Annotated in this window: 22 protein-coding genes and 1 tRNA gene; 8 read left to right on the forward strand and 15 right to left on the reverse strand. The window is 57.2% G+C overall.

The window, feature by feature from the left end; translation table 11 throughout:
- Positions 1–251: 251 nt before the first annotated feature.
- The gene (gloB, locus tag B3759_RS00210; protein WP_291362508.1) at positions 252–977 is read right to left on the reverse strand and encodes a hydroxyacylglutathione hydrolase; all 726 of its coding nucleotides are present in this window, start codon (positions 975–977) and stop codon (positions 252–254) included.
- Between the two features lie 28 nt (positions 978–1,005).
- Here gloB and B3759_RS00215 point away from each other — a divergent pair, with 28 nt between their 5' ends.
- Positions 1,006–1,743, forward strand: coding sequence for a methyltransferase domain-containing protein (locus B3759_RS00215; RefSeq protein WP_291362510.1), 738 nt, complete (start codon positions 1,006–1,008; stop codon positions 1,741–1,743).
- Complete coding sequence (locus tag B3759_RS00220; RefSeq protein ID WP_291362511.1) at positions 1,740–2,252, forward strand: hypothetical protein; 513 nt, start codon at positions 1,740–1,742, stop codon at positions 2,250–2,252. Before B3759_RS00215 ends, B3759_RS00220 begins: the two co-directional genes overlap by 4 nt.
- Positions 2,253–2,280: 28 nt before the next feature.
- Here B3759_RS00220 and B3759_RS00225 read toward each other — a convergent pair whose 3' ends face one another.
- Genes B3759_RS00225 through B3759_RS00235 form a run of 3 tightly spaced genes read right to left on the reverse strand, consistent with a single transcriptional unit; the run spans position 2,281 to position 4,509 of the window.
- Positions 2,281–2,883 carry a YdcF family protein gene (locus B3759_RS00225; RefSeq protein WP_291362513.1) on the reverse strand — a complete coding sequence of 201 codons (603 nt, stop codon included), beginning with the start codon at positions 2,881–2,883 and terminating at the stop codon, positions 2,281–2,283.
- Positions 2,880–3,842: a cell division protein FtsX gene (locus B3759_RS00230; protein WP_291362515.1), complete on the reverse strand. Its 963-nt coding sequence runs from the start codon at positions 3,840–3,842 to the stop codon at positions 2,880–2,882. Before B3759_RS00230 ends, B3759_RS00225 begins: the two co-directional genes overlap by 4 nt.
- Positions 3,835–4,509, reverse strand: a complete 675-nt coding sequence (locus B3759_RS00235) for a cell division ATP-binding protein FtsE (RefSeq protein ID WP_010667535.1) — start codon at positions 4,507–4,509, stop codon at positions 3,835–3,837. The genes B3759_RS00230 and B3759_RS00235 overlap by 8 nt, the downstream gene beginning before the upstream one ends.
- 177 nt (positions 4,510–4,686) lie before the next feature.
- Between B3759_RS00235 and B3759_RS00240 the strand changes: the two genes are divergently transcribed.
- Positions 4,687–6,594: a zinc-ribbon domain-containing protein gene (locus B3759_RS00240; RefSeq protein ID WP_291362519.1), complete on the forward strand. Its 1,908-nt coding sequence runs from the start codon at positions 4,687–4,689 to the stop codon at positions 6,592–6,594.
- A gap of 104 nt (positions 6,595–6,698) precedes the next feature.
- Here the strand turns inward: B3759_RS00240 and B3759_RS00245 are convergent, their stop codons facing one another.
- The 5 genes from B3759_RS00245 to rplM all read right to left on the reverse strand — a co-directional run bounded on the left by B3759_RS00245 (position 6,699) and on the right by rplM (position 9,895).
- On the reverse strand, positions 6,699–7,106 hold the full coding sequence (locus tag B3759_RS00245; RefSeq protein ID WP_010667533.1) for a hypothetical protein: 408 nt from the start codon (positions 7,104–7,106) through the stop codon (positions 6,699–6,701).
- A 156-nt stretch (positions 7,107–7,262) separates the two neighbouring features.
- Positions 7,263–7,526 (reverse strand): hypothetical protein, encoded by a 264-nt coding sequence (locus B3759_RS00250; protein WP_099348099.1) that lies wholly within the window; start codon positions 7,524–7,526, stop codon positions 7,263–7,265.
- Positions 7,527–7,628: 102 nt separating this feature from the next.
- Complete coding sequence (locus tag B3759_RS00255) at positions 7,629–8,825, reverse strand: NAD(P)/FAD-dependent oxidoreductase (protein WP_291362524.1); 1,197 nt, start codon at positions 8,823–8,825, stop codon at positions 7,629–7,631.
- Between the two features lie 93 nt (positions 8,826–8,918).
- Complete coding sequence (rpsI, locus tag B3759_RS00260) at positions 8,919–9,410, reverse strand: 30S ribosomal protein S9 (RefSeq protein WP_010667530.1); 492 nt, start codon at positions 9,408–9,410, stop codon at positions 8,919–8,921.
- A gap of 5 nt (positions 9,411–9,415) precedes the next feature.
- Positions 9,416–9,895, reverse strand: a complete 480-nt coding sequence (gene rplM / locus B3759_RS00265) for a 50S ribosomal protein L13 (RefSeq protein ID WP_010667529.1) — start codon at positions 9,893–9,895, stop codon at positions 9,416–9,418.
- Between the two features lie 270 nt (positions 9,896–10,165).
- Here rplM and B3759_RS00270 point away from each other — a divergent pair, with 270 nt between their 5' ends.
- The gene (locus tag B3759_RS00270) at positions 10,166–11,698 is read left to right on the forward strand and encodes a 3-demethylubiquinone-9 3-methyltransferase (RefSeq protein WP_291362528.1); all 1,533 of its coding nucleotides are present in this window, start codon (positions 10,166–10,168) and stop codon (positions 11,696–11,698) included.
- Positions 11,699–11,959: 261 nt separating this feature from the next.
- A complete protein-coding gene (locus B3759_RS00275; RefSeq protein ID WP_291362530.1) occupies positions 11,960–13,147 on the forward strand; it encodes an AI-2E family transporter in 1,188 nt (395 codons plus the stop codon).
- A gap of 154 nt (positions 13,148–13,301) precedes the next feature.
- Here the strand turns inward: B3759_RS00275 and panC are convergent, their stop codons facing one another.
- Positions 13,302–14,141: a pantoate--beta-alanine ligase gene (gene panC, locus B3759_RS00280; protein WP_291362532.1), complete on the reverse strand. Its 840-nt coding sequence runs from the start codon at positions 14,139–14,141 to the stop codon at positions 13,302–13,304.
- 1 nt (position 14,142) lies between these two features.
- A complete protein-coding gene (gene panB / locus B3759_RS00285; RefSeq protein ID WP_291362534.1) occupies positions 14,143–14,988 on the reverse strand; it encodes a 3-methyl-2-oxobutanoate hydroxymethyltransferase in 846 nt (281 codons plus the stop codon).
- A gap of 397 nt (positions 14,989–15,385) precedes the next feature.
- Here panB and B3759_RS00290 point away from each other — a divergent pair, with 397 nt between their 5' ends.
- The 3 genes from B3759_RS00290 (at position 15,386) to B3759_RS00300 (ending at position 16,284) form a co-directional block, all read left to right on the forward strand.
- Positions 15,386–15,592 carry a hypothetical protein gene (locus B3759_RS00290; protein WP_291362536.1) on the forward strand — a complete coding sequence of 69 codons (207 nt, stop codon included), beginning with the start codon at positions 15,386–15,388 and terminating at the stop codon, positions 15,590–15,592.
- A 37-nt stretch (positions 15,593–15,629) separates the two neighbouring features.
- The gene (locus tag B3759_RS00295; protein ID WP_291362538.1) at positions 15,630–15,998 is read left to right on the forward strand and encodes a hypothetical protein; all 369 of its coding nucleotides are present in this window, start codon (positions 15,630–15,632) and stop codon (positions 15,996–15,998) included.
- Positions 15,999–16,128: 130 nt separating this feature from the next.
- Positions 16,129–16,284, forward strand: a complete 156-nt coding sequence (locus B3759_RS00300) for a hypothetical protein (protein ID WP_291362540.1) — start codon at positions 16,129–16,131, stop codon at positions 16,282–16,284.
- A 121-nt stretch (positions 16,285–16,405) separates the two neighbouring features.
- Here B3759_RS00300 and B3759_RS00305 read toward each other — a convergent pair.
- From B3759_RS00305 to B3759_RS00320, 4 genes are all read right to left on the reverse strand, one after another.
- A tRNA-Thr gene (locus B3759_RS00305) sits at positions 16,406–16,480 on the reverse strand.
- A gap of 36 nt (positions 16,481–16,516) precedes the next feature.
- The gene (locus tag B3759_RS00310) at positions 16,517–17,644 is read right to left on the reverse strand and encodes an anhydro-N-acetylmuramic acid kinase (protein WP_291362542.1); all 1,128 of its coding nucleotides are present in this window, start codon (positions 17,642–17,644) and stop codon (positions 16,517–16,519) included.
- Positions 17,645–17,676: 32 nt separating this feature from the next.
- Positions 17,677–18,489, reverse strand: coding sequence for an ABC transporter ATP-binding protein (locus tag B3759_RS00315; protein WP_099348414.1), 813 nt, complete (start codon positions 18,487–18,489; stop codon positions 17,677–17,679).
- Positions 18,486–19,271 (reverse strand): MlaE family ABC transporter permease, encoded by a 786-nt coding sequence (locus B3759_RS00320; RefSeq protein ID WP_291362546.1) that lies wholly within the window; start codon positions 19,269–19,271, stop codon positions 18,486–18,488. Before B3759_RS00320 ends, B3759_RS00315 begins: the two co-directional genes overlap by 4 nt.
- Between the last annotated feature and the right edge of the window lie 281 nt (positions 19,272–19,552).

A 19,552-nucleotide genomic window follows, 5' to 3' on the forward strand; every position in this document is an offset into this window, starting at 1 on the left:
ATTGTTTCATCATGCAATCCGGAAGATTTGGTTCGAAAAAGAAACTTATCTCCATAAAATGTATCATATTTTATTATTTTGTCAGTAAGTAATTTGAAGTATAAAATATGTAATACATTTACATGAAAATAGATTTTTCTATAACGACAAAATTACATTTCATTTGAACCACAGCGTTTGGTTTTCCCTGAAAAAACAGGCGTGCAATGAAAGTTCTTGTCGCTGATAGAAGAATGTTTCTGACGTGGAATTCACGCCAGATCTTTCTGTCGACGCAGCTTGCCCAATTCGGCTGAGGAAGAAGCGCGCAGAAAAGGATTGCATGCCCGTTCAGATCCAAGAGTGGAAGGAACAGTCGGGCGACCTTCCGCTCTTAAGCGGGTGACTTCCTCTGCGCGGTGCTGAAGCGCCTTGTTGTCTGGTGACACGGAAAGGGCGAAGCGCGCATTGGAAGCTGTGTATTCATGACCGCAGTACACCAGCGTTTCGTCTGGCAGGGCGTCGAACTCATGCAGGCTGGCGTACATCTGCTCCGGCGTACCTTCAAAAAGACGGCCACATCCCAGACTGAACAGTGTGTCGCCACAAAAAAGCGAGGCGGGATCGTCGAAGTAATAGGCAATATGCCCCAGCGTGTGTCCCGGCGTTTCCAGCACCAGAGCCTGACTGTCCCCGAATGCAACCCGATCCCCGGCACGGACGGCTTGATCAAGGGTAGGGAGACGGGATGCGTCTGCTGCCGCACCGATAATGCGGGCGCCATATCGGTCACGCAGCGTTTCAGCGCCGCCTGTATGATCCGCGTGGTGATGGGTCAGGAAAATTGTGTCCAGCCGTCCACCATGCGCCTCAATGGCCGCCCGGACCGGCGCGCATTCGCCGGGATCGACCACGCCGACCATGCCGGTCTCCGTATCCGTCAGCATCCAGACGTAATTGTCGGAAAGAGCCGGAATGGGCAGGACGGTAATCGACATGGCGGAACTCCGGTAGTGCTGCGTCTGGATGACTTATGATACTGTACGCATCATGCTGGATGAAGTTCGTTCTGCTGACGTATTCTATGACACATCGGCGGGTGCCGGAGTGGTGCGTCTTCTTGCCCGCCGTCTGACAGCCTGCTGGCCTGATCTTCGGGGACTTAACCTCCTCGGGTTGGGCTACACAGCGCCTTTTCTGTCGGAATGGCGCGATCAGTCGGCGTTCACGGTGGCCGCTCATGTCGGAACGATTCCCGACACGATGCTGCACCGTCATGAGGCTGATTGCGTTGTCAGTTGCAGCCATTTGCCTTTTCCCGATCTGTCGTTTGACCGGATCCTGATGGTGCATGCGCTGGAAACCGCGCCATCAGGTCGCGAGCTTCTGCGCTCAGTGTGGAAAGTTCTGCGCGACAACGGAAAACTGATTCTCATAGTCCCCAACCGGCGCGGTCTTTGGGCGCTGAGCGATACGACGCCGTATGGGCAGGGAACGCCTTACTCCCAACGTCAGGTGCGTCGTCTGCTGCAGGAAGGCATGTTCCACGTCGAGACATGTGAAACGGCCCTTTACCCGCCACTGTTTCCCCTTCTGCGCAGTCCGCGTCTCAGCACGGCCATTGAGCGGGCCGGAGGAACGGTCTTGCCTGCCTGTGGTGGTGTGGTCATTCTTGAGGCTGTCAAAAATCTGTGGGGAGGCGTTCCGCTGACTGTAGGAAAACGAACGTTCAGTCTGAGGCGTCGTCTGGTGGAAGCTGAATGACGGAAACTGTTCTGGATCGGATCAGCAGGCTTGATACGGCGCTGCTCAAGGCCTCCAGCGCCACGATTGCTCTGGAGACATGGTGTGAAGAAAACGGTCTGGGCGCACCGCCTGTCCGGTTAAGGGTGCAGGTGGGGCAACAGGCTGATGCGCCTCTACCGGCCATCGCTGCGGGTATTTTCGAGGCGAACGAACCTCTGCGCTACCGGCATGTCACCATGTTCTGTGGGGATCTGGCTGTAGCGCATGCGGGAAACTGGTATTCCCCGGAGAGACTGACGCCGGAAATGACCCGGAAACTGGATACGACAACAGTGCCATTCGGGCGTGTCGTGGGGCCCTTTTCCATAAGCCGCGAAACACTCGAAAACATTCGCCTGTGGAATGAAAACACCTTGCCGTCGCCATCCGCTTCCGTGATCCGCAACACAGCGATTGTAAAACGGGCGGACGGCACACCAGTGAGTGTGGTGGAAGAAACATTCACTGGCGCGCTGCTGAATTTCTGAAATCACTGAAGATGGCCCGATGGCCTGCTCAGGTCGCGTCTACCGTATGTCGGAACGCCTTCACCGGACCGATGCAGGCCAGCAGGAACTTGCCATACTCTCGCACCAGCAAATTCCATGTACCACGTGTAAAAGGACGCTTCATGGCAGGGGGCTGCACAGTATAGGGACTGAGACGAACGCCAGGCAGCATGCGTCCAATTTCCACTTCTGCCCGCCACATATGATAGCCGGCAGTGACAATGATCAGGCTGTGCAGCTTGTTCGCCTTCACCCAGTGCTTTGTTTCCGTGGCGTTGCCAGCTGTGGATGTGGCTTCCCGTCCAAGAGTGATACGTCCGCTCAGTCCGGCGGGAAGATCGGGTGCCAGTTCCTGCAACGTGACCTTGGGATCGACGCCTGAGACGAGCAGCAGGTGGCCACGGCCTTGTTCCAGCAGGGAAAGAGATGTTTCCACGCGTCCGTTGCCGCCGGTCAGAGCAACGATTCCATCAGAAACAGGTGGGAGGTCAGGAGCACGCAGGGCGCTGCGGAGAAAGAGCCCAAAGCCGATGACAAACAGCGAGATGCAAGCCGTGAAGAACAGGCCCACTGCACGCCACCAGCCCCATCTGGAACCCTCTTTCTTCATGGAAGCCGCCGCAGCCATACCCGCACGATGACCTGCGCCGTGACCCACCCAATCAGCGTGACGACAAAAGGAATGCAGCCCAGTCCGATCAGAAGGGACTGTGGCGCGGCTCCATGCCAGAACGCCAGTAGAGAGTCTTTCAGTATGGGAAACCAGTTCTCCCCATTCTGCGTGGTGCTCGAAACGGCTCCCGAAAAAGGCGCCATGAGGTGGCTCAGGATAGCGATCGGAGGGAGGGAGACCAGCGTTCCGGCCAGACCGCCCAGAAAAGACAGGACAGCAACGCGGGACGCGAAACGTCGGGCGACATAGCCGTCGGATGCGCCGAGTTCGTGGAGAATGGTTACGCTCTCACGCCGCGAGCCCAGTCCCAGACGGGTCGCCATCCCAATGACCGCAGCGCCGATCGTGCCGACAAGCGCTATCGCCAGCCCGGCGCAGAACAGCAGGCTGCGGGCAACGGTGTGAAGTTGGGAGCGCCAGTCATCGTTCTTCTCAATGAGCGTGCCTGGAGCGATGGTGGTGAGGGTCGATACAAGATCGTCTGACAGGACGCCGCCTGCAGTAAGATCGACCTCAATCACGGCTGGCAGAGGAAGCGCCGCAGTCCCAGTATTGCCAAGCCAGGGTTTCAGAAGAGCGTCGAGTTCCTGCTCATTCAGTCTGTGCAGTTGCACGATATCTGGCGCTGTTTTCAGTGTACCGAGCACCGCTTCAACCCGAGAACCACCTGTGGTGTGATTGTCTGTCACCGGTGCCTTGTCCGGATCAGGCACCTGCACGGTAATCAGATTGGCAGCTCCTCTCGCCCATCGTTCGGACAGGCTCTGGGCACCGACGGCAGCCGTGAAGGTCAGCGCGATGAGCAGACTCATGGCGGCGACCATGGTAAGCAGGCTGCGGTCGGGAAGCGCCCGGGACAGCGCGAGGCCGTCACGGACCCGTTTGTGCTTATTCATCGGAGAACAACCGTCCCTGCCTGAGTTGCAGCGCAGGTGCGGGAAAGCGCTGGACGAGCGTATCGTTATGCGTTGCGACGATGACAGTGGTTCCCAGATCCGACAGTTCTCTCAGCATGCCGATAACACGTGCCGCCTGACTGTCTTCCAGAGCATTCGTCGGTTCATCCGCCAGCAGAAGGCTGGGGCGCATGATCACGGCGCGGGCAATGGCTGTCCGCTGCTGCTCGCCGCCCGAGAGCTCGACTGGGCGCGCTTTCTTACGTTCAACAAGTCCCAGCCAGTCCAGCAGAGCGTCCACTTCCTGTGCGATTTCACCTTCCATGCGCTTCTGAAGCCGCAGGGGCAGGGCAATGTTATCGGCGACGGAGAGGGTTGGCATCAGGCGGAAATCCTGATGGATCATTCCGATTCGCTGTCTCAGGCGGGCGAGAGTGGAACGTTTGCTGCGCGATCCGATTTCGGTGCCAAGAATTTCCATGTCGCCTGAACGGGGTAGTGCCTCCATATGCAGAAGACGCAGCAGTGTGGACTTGCCTGCGCCGGAAGGGCCGAGCAGCCAGCGGAAACCGCCCTGCGGAATCGCAAGGCTGATATTTCTGAGTGTGGCCTGACCTTCATGCGGCAGAGTGCCGTGATGCCAGGAGACGTCACGGAGCCGGATCATGCAAGGCATACTCCCTGAAGAATGAGATCAGTCATGAGAAACACGCGATAGCATAACGCGTTGCCGGAGAAACTGTCGATTTTCACCTGAGGAGTTTTCTCCCTCTTTCACCGTTGTCGGATCATGTTTAGAAATTGGGAACCGATTACAAGGCATACTGTTTAACGAGGATTGTGCGTGTCTGCGGCCAGAGCGATTGCGCAGCACGAGAGAGGAACCCGGATGCTGATTGTCTGCCCGTCCTGTGGCATTAAATATAATGTACCTGCGTCTTACCTGACGAAGGACAGGACATTGAAGTGTGCAGGATGCGGCGCCAGTTGGCTCGTCAAGGCCGTTCCGCAGACTGCTGCTGAAACCGCAGATACGCCTCCAGCTACTCCAGTGCAGCCCCCGGTGCAGAAGCCGGTCGTTTCTCAGCCGGACGAACAGGTGGCGACGCCTGAGGAACCGGCCAAGTCTCCGGCTTCATCTGTGGCCTCGGAACAGCCCAAAGCACCTGAAGAGACAGTTTCCCAGTCGGATCATCAGCCCGTCGCAGCGGTCTCCGAGATAACTGAAGCTCAGGCAGAAGCACCGGCCACCAGTGTGGCTCCAGAGGCTCACACGGCTCCATCAGTTGCTGAAACACAGTCTCAGAAACCGGAAGCACCACTGCCCGACGAACACTCTGCGGTCAGGCAGGTTGAGCCGGTAAACACTCAGAAAGAGCAACCTGCCACGCCACCAGCCACTGCGGCTGAGACGATGGAAGCTGCGCCGTCGCCTGTTGCCGGGGAAAACTCGACATCGGTTCCTCACGAAGAACCACTTCAATCCGAGCTGCCCGTTCAGAATGAAGAGCAGGAAATCCGTCAGGAACAGGCTGCGGAGCCAGCAGAGATCCCTGCGCCTGTCGCAGCAGTGCCAGATGTCCCGGCGACCGAAGAAGCAGGCCAGCCTGATCGGGCGGAAGAGCAGAAGCCAGACAGTGAGCCGCACAGTGAAGCGCCGCCAGCCGAAGTGCAGGAGCCTGTTGCGCCACAGTCCGCTGCCGAGCCAGTCGAAGAGAAATTTTCCACTCTTTCAGAGCCGCCGGCTACCCAGCATTTCTCTACGCGCATTACGCCCCTTCAGGACAAGGCGCATTCAAATTCCCAAGGAGCTGAGGCCTCGGATGACGAATACGAAAAGCCTTTCAGTTTTCTCGATCTCCCTATTGAGCCCACCCCGGTAGCACCGCCGGTTGCTGAACAGGCTGCGCCAGAGAAGAAAGTCGTTTATCGCAGCATCTGGGATGACGAGCCTGAAACCCCAGCCTCGCAGCCGACCGGTTTTGGGACCAAGCCGGAGGAAGATCCGCATGAATGGCGGGAGAAGGATCTCGACGAACATTTCAGTGTGGAGAATACTGGTTTCACCGGTGCGGGTTATCAGGATGAAAACCTGGTTGAAAGCTCCGACAATCGGGATCACCTGAAAGACACCTCCGGGCAGCCGCCTGCGGAACACGAAGCCGAAGCGTTCCGAAAACATGTGGAAAAGAGTGACGAGCAGTCAGATGATGACGCGCCGTCACCAGCTCCGCAGGATAATACGTTCGATGACGTCATCACGCGTCTGCGGGCTGCCAGAAATAATCCTGGCGGGCAGGAAAGCGCCCAGCATCATTCTTCGGGAGAGGCGGAACAGGCAGAGACTGCTCCTTGGGTGCCGGTTTGGGACCGTGTTTCTGAAGTAGAGGAAGAAGAAGCTCCTGCTTCTGCCGAGGAACATCATGAGGCAGTCTGGGAACATACCGAAGTACCAGATGAGGTGGTGCCCTCCGAACATGCCGAAACAGTCGAAGAAGCCAAGGCGGAGGAAGAACCTGCTGTTGCTCCGCGGCATGTCACACCGGCGATTGATATATCCAGTCGTCTGAGGAACGATGTTCTCAAACGTGTCGCACATGCTGACGAGGGGCGTCGTTCTTTTCTTGAAAGTCCGGCGTTCTGGCGTAAGGCATGGATTGCCAGTGGCGTAGGAGCCGTTGTTGTGTTGGTCGTATGCACGCACTGGTTCGGTGCATTGCGTCACCTTTGGCCTGCATTGAATCTGCTCTGAGATTAACAAGAAAAGGCTCTCCGGTCAGGAGAGCCTTTTCTTGTTGGTGGACAGGTTTTGCCCTGTCGTGTTTCTGCCTGTCGGTGAAATGTCAGATAAAGGTTTTACATGGAGCGGGCGGCAATGGCGGACAGGGTCGCGCCAAAAGCAGCAACGGCCATAAGCAGGATGCCGTCAAAGATCAGACCTGAAGGGGTCAGGAGATGTGACCCCATCATGACTTCATGCGGAATAGCCTCTGACACATGAGACATCACGTCATGAGCCTGTGCATCGACATGGCTCGCGCTTGAGGACACGGCGTTTACGACGTGCGGCAGAGCGGCCCAGCCGACACCGGCGATCAGGAGCAGGGGAGCCAGCAGTTCAGCGATTTGCTGCGCCATGTAGAATAGAAAATACAGGACAGACCAGATTCCTAGTCTGAGGATGGACGACAAGCCGTTCGAGCTTCCGTTCTGACGTCCCGCCGAGGCGCGGGAAGGGGAATAACGGTCGTCACTGAAGCTCATGCGTTACGGTCTCTCTCTGTTGTCCGGCAGAAGACCGGCAACGATCTTCGCGTCTCTATACCAGACCGGCTGCCCGCAGAACATGCTGAGGGATGGTCCTCCGGCGTGGCAAAAAGCCCTCAGGCCATGCCATGCCGGAAGCCCTTCTGCAATTTATTATTTGAGATAGACCTGCCCATAGGAGGCTGCACCCAGTCCGGGGCAGCTGCACGGTGCGCCGACCGGAGAGGCGAGCGGAAGCTGGCAGGTATAGAGACCGGCCTTGCATGTGCCGCCCAGCGGCGTGCCGGGCGGATAGGTGCCCGGTGCGATGGGCGTTCCTGCCTGACCTGTGCAGGCGGCCAGCGCAGCAGCGGCGAGGCCGAGTAACAGAGCCCGTGAACCACGGCGTTTTACAGACTGGAAAACAGACATATCCATCGGGGATACTCTCCTCAGAGATGAAATGGTTAAGGTCAGATTAGCCGTATTTCTCAGGGAAGTCAGTAAAAGCAAAGTGTTGTTCGTGCGGAAGACATAACATCATTCGGACAGAGCGGTTCCTGCCGCGTGGCCACTCGCCCATGCCCACTGGAAATTATAGCCTCCCAGCCATCCTGTGACGTCCACCGCCTCTCCGACGAAATAAAGTTGCGGCAGGCTGGTGCTGGCCATGGTTCGGGAGGAAAGCGCCTTGGTATCCACCCCGCCCGTGGTGACTTCGGCCTTGGCATAGCCTTCGGTGCCAGAGGGAGTGAATTGCCAGTTTTTCAGGGTTTCCGCCGCCGCACGAAGCAGCTTATCCGGCCATTCAGCAGCGGCCTTCTCTCCCAACAAACGCGGGCCAAGCACTTCAGCAAGCCGCCGCGGCATCTGTTCGGACAGAATGGCCACAGCATGGGCGCGTGATCGTCCCGTGCGGGCAGCTCGCAGGGTTTCAAAGGCATTTTTGTCGGGTAGCAGGTCAATCCTGATGGACTGACTGGGTTTCCAGAAAGACGAAATCTGGAGAATGGCCGGCCCCGAAAGTCCCTTATGAGTAAACAGCATGGCCTCTTCGAAAGCCGTCTTGCCGCTCTGTATGCGAACAGGAAGAGACACACCCGAAAGGGCAGGCATCCAGCCCAGATCGTCGATATTGGCTTGCAAGGGCACAAGACCGGGTGCGGGGGAGACCAGCGGAACATCAAACTGCCGGGCCAGACGATGCGCCAGCCCCGTTGCGCCAAGCTTGGGAATGGAAAGACCGCCGGTTGCCAGCACGAGCGAGCGGGCTTCTATGGTGAGAGTGTCGGTTTCCACCGTAAAGCGGTCCGAGAACCGCACATCTCTGATCGTTTCACTGAGGCGGATCGTAACGTCGCCTTTGGCGCATTCATCCAGCAGCATGGCGAGGATCTGTCGGGCGGAGCCATCGCAGAAAAGCTGTCCGAGCGTCTTTTCGTGCCATGCGATGCCATGCTTTTCGACCAGAGTCAGAAAATCGGCAGGTTTGTAACGCGCCAATGCTGAACGGGCGAAATGACGGTTCTGGGACAGGAAACGGTCCGGCACGGTCTGCAGATTGGTGAAATTACATCGTCCACCACCGGAGATCAGGATCTTTCGGCCCGGTTCGTCATTGTGGTCCAGAACCAGCACCCGCTTGCCGCGCTGCCCGGCCGTGAGAGCCGTCATCAGCCCCGCAGCGCCCGCACCGATGACGACCGCGTCGAATGTTTCCTGCCGTTTGCCGCTCACGCTGTATTCTCCAGACAAAGAAAAAGCCGCCAACCCGAAGGCCAGCGGCTTCCCAAAACCCCCTTCCGCACAGGGCGAAAGGCGTGTTCCAGATCAGCGCTTGCTGAACTGGAAGGAACGACGGGCCTTGGCTTTACCGTATTTCTTACGCTCAACCTGACGGGAGTCACGGGTCAGGAACCCGGCTGCCTTCAGAACGCCGCGCAGTTCCGGCTCATAATGCGTCAGCGCACGGCTGATACCGTGACGGACAGCGCCAGCCTGACCGGACAGACCACCACCAACGACGGTGCAGACAACGTCGAACTGGTTGTAACGGTCGGTCACGAGGAACGGCTGTGTCAGCAGCATGCGCAGGACCGGACGGGCGAAGTAGGTGCCGATCGGGCGACCGTTCACCGTGACATCACCCTTGCCGGGCTTGATCCAGACGCGAGCGACGGACTCTTTACGACGGCCTGTGGCGTAGGAACGGCCCTGAGCGTCGCGCTTTACTTCGTAGACAGGAGCTTCGGAAGCCACAACCTGAGGAGCAACGTCCTTGAGGTCGGCGAGCGTGCCTGTGCGTTCAATCGTTTCAGACATGGCGATCAGACCCCACTCTTCGCAATGGCGGTGTTCTTGCGGTTCATCGCGGCGACATCCAGCTTCACTGGCTGCTGGCCGTCATGCGGATGCTCGGAGCCGGCATAGACATGCAGGTTGCGCATCTGGGCGCGCTGCAGCGGGCCACGCGTGATCATACGCTCGACAGCCTTCTCGACGACTTCGCCGGGGTGCTTGCCGTTCAGACGCTGCGTGATCGTGCGCTGCTTGATGCCACCCGGATAACCGGTGTGGTAATGGAAAAGCTTCTGGTCAACCTTGTTGCCGGTGAGCTTCACCTTCTCGGCGTTGATGATGACGACATGGTCGCCGCAATCAACGTGCGGTGTGAACTGCGGCTTGTGCTTGCCGCGCAGACGCGCAGCAACAAGAGTGGCGAGACGACCAAGAACGAGCCCTTCGGCGTCGATCAGGATCCAGTTCTTCGTCACTTCCGCGGGCTTAAGCGAGCGGGTGGTTTTCATTGTTTATATGTCCGTCCAGGAATCTTGAGCGGTTCGGGTGCCGCCTTATGCGTAAGCCGGGGCGGGGCGTCAAGGGAAAAGCGGGTATAAAAATAGCCATTTTTATTTGTTCTTTTATTTATCAGTATTATTTTTATGTGGTAACATGATACCGTTAAGTTGGGTGTTCAAAAAACCGCAGAAATCCGTGCTGTGGTTTTTCCTGATGCTCTTGGGACAACGCCCTGATATGTAAGAGGAACCAAGGCTGAACACAGGGTGCCGTCTTTCATGAACCGAGAAACCACACGCCGCGCCATCTTCACCCTTTCCGCTCTTGCGGTCATTGGACTCGGCTCTGCGGGGTGGATCTGGGTTCACAGGGAGGCCAACCACGAACTGATCGAGGCGCTCGAGGACGCGAAGGCCCATCTGCCGTTGGGCGTGGATTTTACATGGGGTAAGGCGATCGCTCTGCCTACCAGTCACGGGGCGCGGTTGACCGACGTTGTGCTGAAAGATCCCAGCGGGACCATTTCCGCAGCCACGATCGAACTGATCGGGGCTGTTGTAGGCTCCCCGACCGAGGCGAAAAGCACGCCTGATCACAGTTCCCTGCATTTTGATCACGTCATCGCCTATACGCTCCAGATTACGGGGGCAGGCGGCACCATGCAGGCCAAACGGTTGTCGCTGGATGGCCTCATGCTGCCACCACCAACAGAAGATCAGGTCAGCAGCCTGATGATGGATCATGGCGAGGCGACGCAGGCCGTCATGACCTCGGCTGATGGTCTGGAGAGCGCCAGGGCGGCGCACGTCATTCTTGATCAGTATGGCACGGGCCGGGTTTCCCGTCTCACTGTGAGCAAGTTCCAGCTTCATTATGGCGATCACCCCGTGAGAGATGTCAGCATGGGCGAGTTGGTCTCGGATGGCTCTGATCTGGCGGGCCTGTTGCAGTCCTATCTGAAAGGCGATGGTCTGCTGTTTCACGATGGGAATCAGTCCATCACTGTGGAGGACTTCCTTCTCAAAGGGGAGGTCGATGGTCCGGGAAGTGCCGAAGACCGTCTCGCCGGTTTTGAAAAGGCCCATCTGCACATCGATACGGATGGTCAGAAAAGCCGTGTGACAGAGAGTCTTACGCATTTCAAACTCTGGCCGACCGGTCCGCGCACCATGATCATCAAATCGCTCGGATATGAGAAGTTTGATGCCGCGATTGTGCTGAATGCAATTGTCGATCGGGAAGCGGATATCGCGCATGTCACGGAGTTTGACGTGAATGCGCGTGAGTTTGGTCACCTGAACATAGCGGGCGACTTCACCCAACTGACTGCGCAGCAGGGCGCATTGCCTCAGCCCCAGATCGTGCATCTCGACTTTTCCTGGCGTGATGCGGGACTTGTTCCTCGGCTGCTCAATAACGCAGCGGTCAATCAGGGGATGGACCCGGACGCTTACGTTACCTTGTTGCGGCGCACATGGGCTCCTGCCGGAAGCCCGCCAGACAGCATAGGCGCGCAGCTTGCCGGTTATATAGCCAATCCGGCAGCAGGCGCTCTGACCGCCATGCTTGCGCCGGAGAAGCCTGTGCCAGTTTTGGCTCTCGCGGCAATTCCCGAGGCAGTGACTCACAAACATCTCGCTGAGTCTCTTGGCCTGACCGTGCAGGCTCCGACACCCGCAACGGGTGACGACGCGCAAGCGCCTGATCCGAACATGACAACTGACGAACCCGTTGATCCTGAAGTTCTGGCGCCGGGTCCATCCGTGGCGCCCAAGGCAACCGCGCCGACCCCACCTGCGCGCAAGCGCTGATGCCTCTGTGCCAAGATTGCTGAGTGGCACTGGGGCGAATGTCAGGCTGGAAACCAGCCGACCGTCTGCCTTGGTGTGAACTTTTTTCTCCGGAATATGTTCATGTCGCAACAGTTCCCGAAGTGAATGACTGAATGAAAGGTAAGGGAAATCAGGAGTGATCTGTTTCCGAAGTCATGCGGTCAGGATAAGGCGCCTGAATATGTATTGAAGCGAAACTGACCACTATTTTTGTGTTTGAGAAACAGGTCACTGGTGAAAATGTTTTCTAGAATATCGTCATGGTGCAAGTCGGAAAGCACCGTTCCTTCTGTATCTCGAGATGAAGAGGATGGTGCGGCGTTATCGTCAATAGAACAGCAGCCTGTATCGCGGCCATCATTTCAATACTGGGCTCAAGGTGTTTTCGCGGTTTCTGTCGCAGGGCTGTCGCTTTTTACTTTGGGAAGGTTTCGGCTGGCGCTGGTGTGGGGAGGCATCCTCGCCATTGTCTGCTGGCCGATCATGCGGTGGCTCGGCCGTAAATGGTCTCCTCGGCATGCGCAAACAGTTCTGCCTCTTGTTGTTGTCTCCGCCATAGCTCTGGTGTTTGTCATCCCGGTGTCTTTTCTCATTGGCTCGGCCGCAGGAGAAGCGCAGGAAGGCGCAAAGTGGATCAAGGAAGCTGGAGAGACTGGTATTCCGGAACCGGTCTGGCTTTCAAAGCTGCCGTGGGGCAGGGCACAGATTGAGCATTGGTGGCAAAGCAATCTTTCCAATCCGGAGGGAATGCGTGCGCTGGTGCATAAGCTCAACCCGGAGCAGGCTCTGGCCACAGTTGAGCATATTGGTCACGGCGTGGCCGATACTGTTGTGATCCTCTGTTTTGCCCTGCTTATCCTGTTCTTTTTACTGCGTGGCGGCAAACAGCTGATTGAGCATATCAATCTGTTCATTCTGCGTCTGCTCGGCGCCCGGGGGCAGATGGCCCAGAAGCAGCTTGTTGGCGCTGTGCGGGGAGCAATGGCAGGGCTGGTTCTTGTGGGGCTTGGTGAAGGTGTCATTATCGGCGTGTCCTACATTATTGCTGGAGCGCCCCAGCCGCTGCTTCTCGGGCTCTTTACGGCTCTTGCTTCAATGATTCCGATGGTAGGCGGATTTGCTGTCGCCATCAGTGCGTTGCTGATCGCTATCAAGGGATCGCTTGGAGCCGGAATTGCAGTTGGAGTATTCGGTTTTGTGATCCTGTTCCTTGCTGATCACTTTATCCGGCCTGTTCTGATTGGTGGATCAATTCGACTGCCGTTTGTCTGGGTTCTGCTGGGCATTCTGGGCGGGATCGAAACGTGGGGGCTGAGTGGTCTGTTTATTGGGCCGGTTCTGATGGCGCTTGCGCATCTGATCTGGCGTTTCGGCTCCATGCGGGCCAATGGCGCTGGCATGATGGTGGGTCGTCAGCCTGAGTCATGAGGCTTGAAGCCTGTGAGAGGTAGCTTTGCAAAATCATTTTGTTGCAAAGCTACCTCTCAAAAATCTACTGAGATTTTGGTCAGGTTTTATTGAGTGCCTGCTTTATCGAAATCAGGCACTCACGCGCATTTCTTCCTTGGAATAACTTCTGAAATTACTTTTTTCTGATGAGAATGTTGTCGAGTAGGCGTGTGTTGCCAACTTTGACCGCCAGTGAGATGAGGGCTTCGTCATCGACGCTATCAAGCTCAGTCAGAGAGTCGGGATCTGCGACGCTGATATAATCCACAGAAAAATCAGGGTCTTTCGACAGAATGTTGGCAATCAGTGTTTTGATTGTTTCAGCATTGCGCTCACCGGATGCAATACGTTCTTGTGCTTTTCTCAGGCTGCCGTGTAGCAGGAGAGCACGTTCCTGTTCACTCTCTGTCAGATAGGAATTTCGGCTTGAGAGCGCGAGACCTTTTTCGTTTCGGACAATGTCGCAGATAACGACATCGACGGGAATATTCAGATCCGTCACCAGCCTTCTGATCACGGCACATTGCTGCGCATCTTTCTGACCGAAAAACGCTTTTGTCGGCTGGATAATATTGAAAAGCTTGGTGACAACAGTCGCGACACCAGAAAAATGACCCGGTCGGACTGCGCCTTCCAGCGGCTTCGCTACATCTCCCACATCTATGCTTGTCGCAAAGCCCGGAGGATAGATTTCACCTGCATCAGGTGTAAAAACGAAGGAGACACCAGCCTCTTTAAGAAGAGACAGATCTCGTTCAAGGGCTCGCGGATAACGGTTGAGGTCTTCATTGGGGGAAAACTGCGTTGGGTTCACAAAGATGCTGACTGCCACAGCATCGCATTCTTCCCGCGCGCGACGGACGAGACTCAAATGACCCTCATGCAGAAAGCCCATTGTCGGAACAAAACCCAGTGTTCCATTCAGGCTGGCCCGGATCTTGCGGGCGTCGGCAATGGTGGAAACAATCTGCATGTCAGTGATCTTTATGGTCGAGAGAGGCGAGGGCGCTGGCCAGTTCGTCAGGGTTCATCGTGGAACTCTGTGCATCCGTTGGAAAAGAGCCTGAGCGCACATCGTCGGCATAGGCGCGAACGGCCTGTTCCATGGCAGCCCCGATATCGGCAAAACGCTTGGCATGCCGGGGCGGACGGCCTTCGAATAGACCAAGCAGGTCATGCCAGACCTGAACCTGCCCGTCGCATCCGGCTCCTGCTCCAATGCCGATGACAGGAATACGGACTCTTTCAGACACAGCGGCAGCCAATGGAGCAGGCACGACTTCCAGCACAAGCGCAAAAGCTCCGGCGGCTTCAAGGGCAAGTGCGTCCTCAATCAACTGACGCGCTTCTTCTGCACGACGAGCCTGCACGCGCAGACCAATCTGATGCTGTGATTGAGGCGTAAGCCCCAGATGTCCCATGACCGGCACGCCGCAGTCAACCAGACGGCGGATCTGCGGAGTGATGCTCTTGCCACCTTCCAGCTTGACCGCCTGCGCACCGGACGACTGCATCAGGCGACGGGCAGAAAAGACCGCGTCCTCAATGGTGGCGTAGCTCATGAAGGGTAAATCGGCGACGACAAGCGCCTTCTGGCTGACGCGCATGACGGCAGCGGCATGGCGTTCCATATCGTCAAGCGTGACGGGCAGGGTAGTGCTGTGTCCCAGCATGACCATGCCGAGTGAATCACCGACCAGCAGAACAGGAACACCGGCGCGTTCGGCAATAAGGGCGGAGGAGCAGTCATAAGCCGTTATCATGGCGATGCGTTCGCCATTCTGCTTCATCTTCTGCACATCAGCGACTGTAACCCGCATATCCGTCTCCGTTGTTCGGCACGTTGGGGCGCTGTTGTGCCTTACTCCGGCAGGAAGACCAAGGGGCGGGTTCTTTAAAGTCTGGCTAGACAGCCTGTAAGCTGTGTTTTCGCCGTTTTGGTGTGAGATTGTTGAAGTTGACGTGCTGCGGCGCGTTAATGGGCTTGATCAGTTTTTAAGAACACACATAACGCAACGCTATACTGAATTGAGACAAGATGTGCTGCGATAGCACGAAATTGCGTTGCGCGAAGTGTGTGGAGACACAGCAATTCATTTCTCACCGCGCATTCACTTGACGTTCATCTCCTTAAGGGACAACTTCAGATCAAGGTTGAAACACTTAAGCGAAACGTAGCATGAGTGTATCAGCGCAGCGCAAACCAAGGAGGGGAATATGCGCAGACATTTTTTTGCACGATCATTTCTCCGGGCCTTTGGTGAATTGTTTGATTTTGCCGGACCAGTTAAATCTTATCCAATTGCAAGTGCCGATGAAATCACGCGCGATGCATGGAATGCAACTGGTCGTGCAATGCGTGGAGCAATGAACCAAGTCGATGAGCAACTCGGATATACCCATCGCACCTCGGCCAATCACTGACCCGCAACATATTCCACTAACGCCCGAATACGAGCCTATGAGCGTTCCCGGCGCTGGTGTGGTTTCTGTCGGGATGCGTCAGATAACTACAGGCCCAATTCCAGCAGGCTCAGAAATGCAGATCTATAAGGAGGTCCAAGATGACCTACCTGATCGCATCATGCGCATGGCAGAGGCAAGTTCCGAGACAGAGCGGCGCTTGAGAGAGCGGAACCAGATTTTTCAACTGATCGATTCTCTTGCACGTCGTTTAATCGCCCTCATAGCGTTTATGTTCGCCATTGGTGTGTCATTTTTCCTCATAAAATGGGGGCACGACTGGGCTGGGACCACTTTAGCCACAGCTACCGTTATCGGTGTAGTTGTTGCTTTGGTTAAAAAAGATGGTGACGGGAAGACTGAATAAGACCTTCCCGTCACTCTTTTTCACACCCCCGCTAGTTCCTTCCGCTTTACGCGGGGGAGCGCCTTTTACTCGGCCAATCCTCCCATATTTGCATAAACGCGAGAGTCGCCCTCTTGAGGATTTCGCGCCCATGCTTCTCTGTCGGATGCAGATCGGATTGGCGGTCGATCAGAACAAGTTGCGCCTTCATGAGGGCCTGAGAAATAGCCGTTTCGTCCATCTTGGTAGCGGAGACGATCCCGCAACCAAAGTGCTCATGACGCTGGTTCCCGCGCCGATGTGGTGAGGGGTGTTTGCGTTAGAGAGCAGAGCCGGAATCTATAGCCGAACAGTATCTGGCATCATGTGCGTAAGAGTCGCTGTATGCGTCATGTGCGCCACGAAAGGCTGGCTATTTTCAGGAAAAATGGTGCCGGCGGAGAGATTCGAACTCCCGGCCTTCGGTTTACAAAACCGCTGCACTACCACTGTGCTACGCCGGCAACGTGGCGGGGTATATAGCGTCTCTACTCACAGCGTCAAGAGTCTTCGTTGGAGAGAGAAAGCCACCGAGGGAGAGTGGTCAGAGCGGCGCAGGTAAGGCGTCCACCGGGCAGAAAATCAGGGGCTCCGGTGATGCCGGGAGCGGAGAGGGGAAGCTGGCGTAAAACCCGCACGGCGAGAAAGCCGAAACACTCGGCTTCAAGAGCGTCGCCATTCCAGCCAAGACTGTCTCCCGATCTGACTGGGGCGTTCAGAGCCTTTTGCAGCCCTACCATCAAAACGGGATTATGACGTCCACCGCCGCAGACGTACCAGACGGCGGGCTTTTCCGGAAAGCGTGTCCGCGCCACGGCGGCAACGGTGAAAGCGGCGAGTGTGGCGGCTCCATCAGCGGGAGTGCACCCTGAAACCGCATCCAGAGCCGTGATGAAACTCTGGCGATCAAGGGATTTCGGGGCGGGACGACTGAAATAGGGATCAGCCAGAAGCATATCGAGAATGGCCTGATCGACCTGTCCCTTCCGGGCCAGCGCGCCGTCCATGTCGCAGGCGACGCCAGTGTGTCGGAATGCCCAGTCATCCATCAGCGCATTGCCCGGCCCGGTGTCACAGGCAATGATCTCGCCATTCCGTCCAAGGAAGGTGACATTGGCCACGCCGCCGATGTTGAGTATCGCGACGGGGCGTTGAGCGTCCTGCAACAGCGCCGCATGATACCAGGGGGCGAGCGGCGCGCCTTCACCACCGGCTGCAACGTCAGCACTTCGGAAATCATGCACGACTGGAATCTGCGTCTCGCGCGACAGCAGCGCCGCGTCGCCGATCTGCCAGGTCCGGTGCAGCGCCGGGGCGTGATAGATCGTCTGTCCGTGAAAGCCGATCAGATCGACGGGGCCTGTTTGGGGCCGCAAGGCCTGAACGGCTTCGATATGGCGCTCTGTCAGGCGTCTTTCGACGTCCAGCACTTCGGGCGCGTCGGGAGAAAGATGTGCCGCACGATCCAGAAGCGCTCGGGCAGACTGCCGAAGGTCGGCGTCATAGGGCAGGGACAGAGAGGGGCCGCTCTCGAAAACCGTGACGCCATCCGTGCGGATGACAGCGGCGTCCACCCCGTCCAGCGAGGTGCCGCTCATCAGGCCAATCACGTTGAGCGGGCGACTCATGACGACAAACTCCTGCTGAAAATGGACAGGCTCTAGCGGCGGAGTTCCATGGAGATCGGCCCCTCACGGCGACCATGCGTGAACTGATCTACCATGGCGTTACCTGAATGCATGAGCGAGGTGGCCGGTCCCTGCCACACCAGCTTGCCCTGATACAGCATGGCGGCCTCGTCTCCGATCCGCTGTGCGGAAGCCATGTCGTGCGTGATGGCGATGGCAGTCGATCCCATCCTTTTCACGCAATCGACAATCAGCCCGTCAATGACCGCGCCCATGATGGGATCAAGGCCAGTCGTCGGTTCGTCAAAGAACAGAATCTCGGGCCGATCGGCGATGGCGCGTGCCAGTCCAACGCGCTTCTGCATGCCACCGGATAATTCGGAAGGAGAGAGATCGCCAACCGATGGGTCGAGGCCGACCTGTTCCAGAACAGCATTTGCCCGCGCACGCGCTTCCGTCCGCGAGAGGCGCGGATGCTTTTCGGAATGTCTTGTCGGTTCTGGAGCCAGCAGGCCGAAAGCGACGTTTTCCCAGACGGACAGACTGTCGAACAGCGCGGCGTTCTGGAACAGCATGCCGATTTCGCCGATCCGTTCTTCCCGCTCACGACGGGGCGCACGCAGCACGTCCACACCGTCAATCTCGATCAGCCCTTCGTCCGGCTGGATAAGGCCGAGAATGCAGCGAAGCAGAACGGACTTCCCCGATCCAGATCCGCCGATAATCACGAAAGAGGTTCCTGTTGGCACGTCGAGATCAACGCCATCGAGCACGACTTTCGAGCCAAAAGCCTTGCGAAGTCCACGGATACGGATTTTCGGTGCGGAGGATGGGTTGTCTGTCATTGGGCGAAAAACAGGTCTGTCAGGAGATAATCGAATGCGAGCACAAGGATCGACGCGGAGACAACAGCAGCGGTTGTAGCGCTGCCGACTCCCTCAGCGCCCCCGCGGCTTGTGTAGCCGTAATAACAGCCCATCAGGGTGATGAGAAAACCGAACACGGTGGCTTTCACGAGCCCGACCATGACGTCTTCGGTCTTCAGGGCGTTCATGGTGGCGGCGATATAATTATCCGGTGCGAAACCGAGTTTGACTGTCGCCACTGTAAAGCCGCCTGCGACACCTAGAATATCGGCCACCACCACCAGCAGGGGCAGAGCGATCACACCGGCTGCGAGGCGTGGGGCCACGAGATATTTCATCGGGTGGGTGCGCAGTGTCGTCAGGGCGTCGATCTGGTCCGTCACCCGCATGGTGCCGATCTGCGCCGCCATGGCGGCACCTACGCGACCGGCGACCATCAGGCCCGCCATGACGGGGCCGAGCTCGCGCGTCACCGCCAGCACGACGATATTCGCGATGGCGCTCTGTGCGTGATACTGCGCGAAGCCGGTATAGGACTGAAGCGCGATCACGCCGCCTGAGAACAGGGCGGTCAATGCGACGACCGGCAGGGACAGAAAGCCGGTATCGAGGAGCGACTGGAGAAAGACCCGCCAGTAAAAAGGCGGCCGGAAGAAGCAGGAAATTCCTTCCAGTGCAAAAAGGCCAATGGAACCGGCCCCGCGTGTCACGACAAACACCGTTCGGCCCAGCAGGGTGACAAGATCAAGCAGGGTGTTCATCCGGCGCAGTCGGTCCTTTGTGGTATGAGATGTGCAGCTTTTGCACTGCGGACAATCATTTAGAGCCATACAGCCGTAGCCCGCCAGTCGGGTGACGTCAAAATTCTCTTTTATTCCGGGTCTGTGCTGACGTGCAGTGTCTGTGATTTCTTGTTGAAACTCTTTCATTCTGACCTTGACCGGAGAGGACCGGACGGGTTCAAGTCTGAGCGATTTCGGGCGGGCGCCCTGTTCGTCTGATGACAGGCCCGGAAAATCGGGAGGAGACTTCGGTGCGTATT

Source organism: Acetobacter sp. UBA5411 (assembly GCF_002409645.1).
Taxonomy (GTDB): domain Bacteria; phylum Pseudomonadota; class Alphaproteobacteria; order Acetobacterales; family Acetobacteraceae; genus Acetobacter.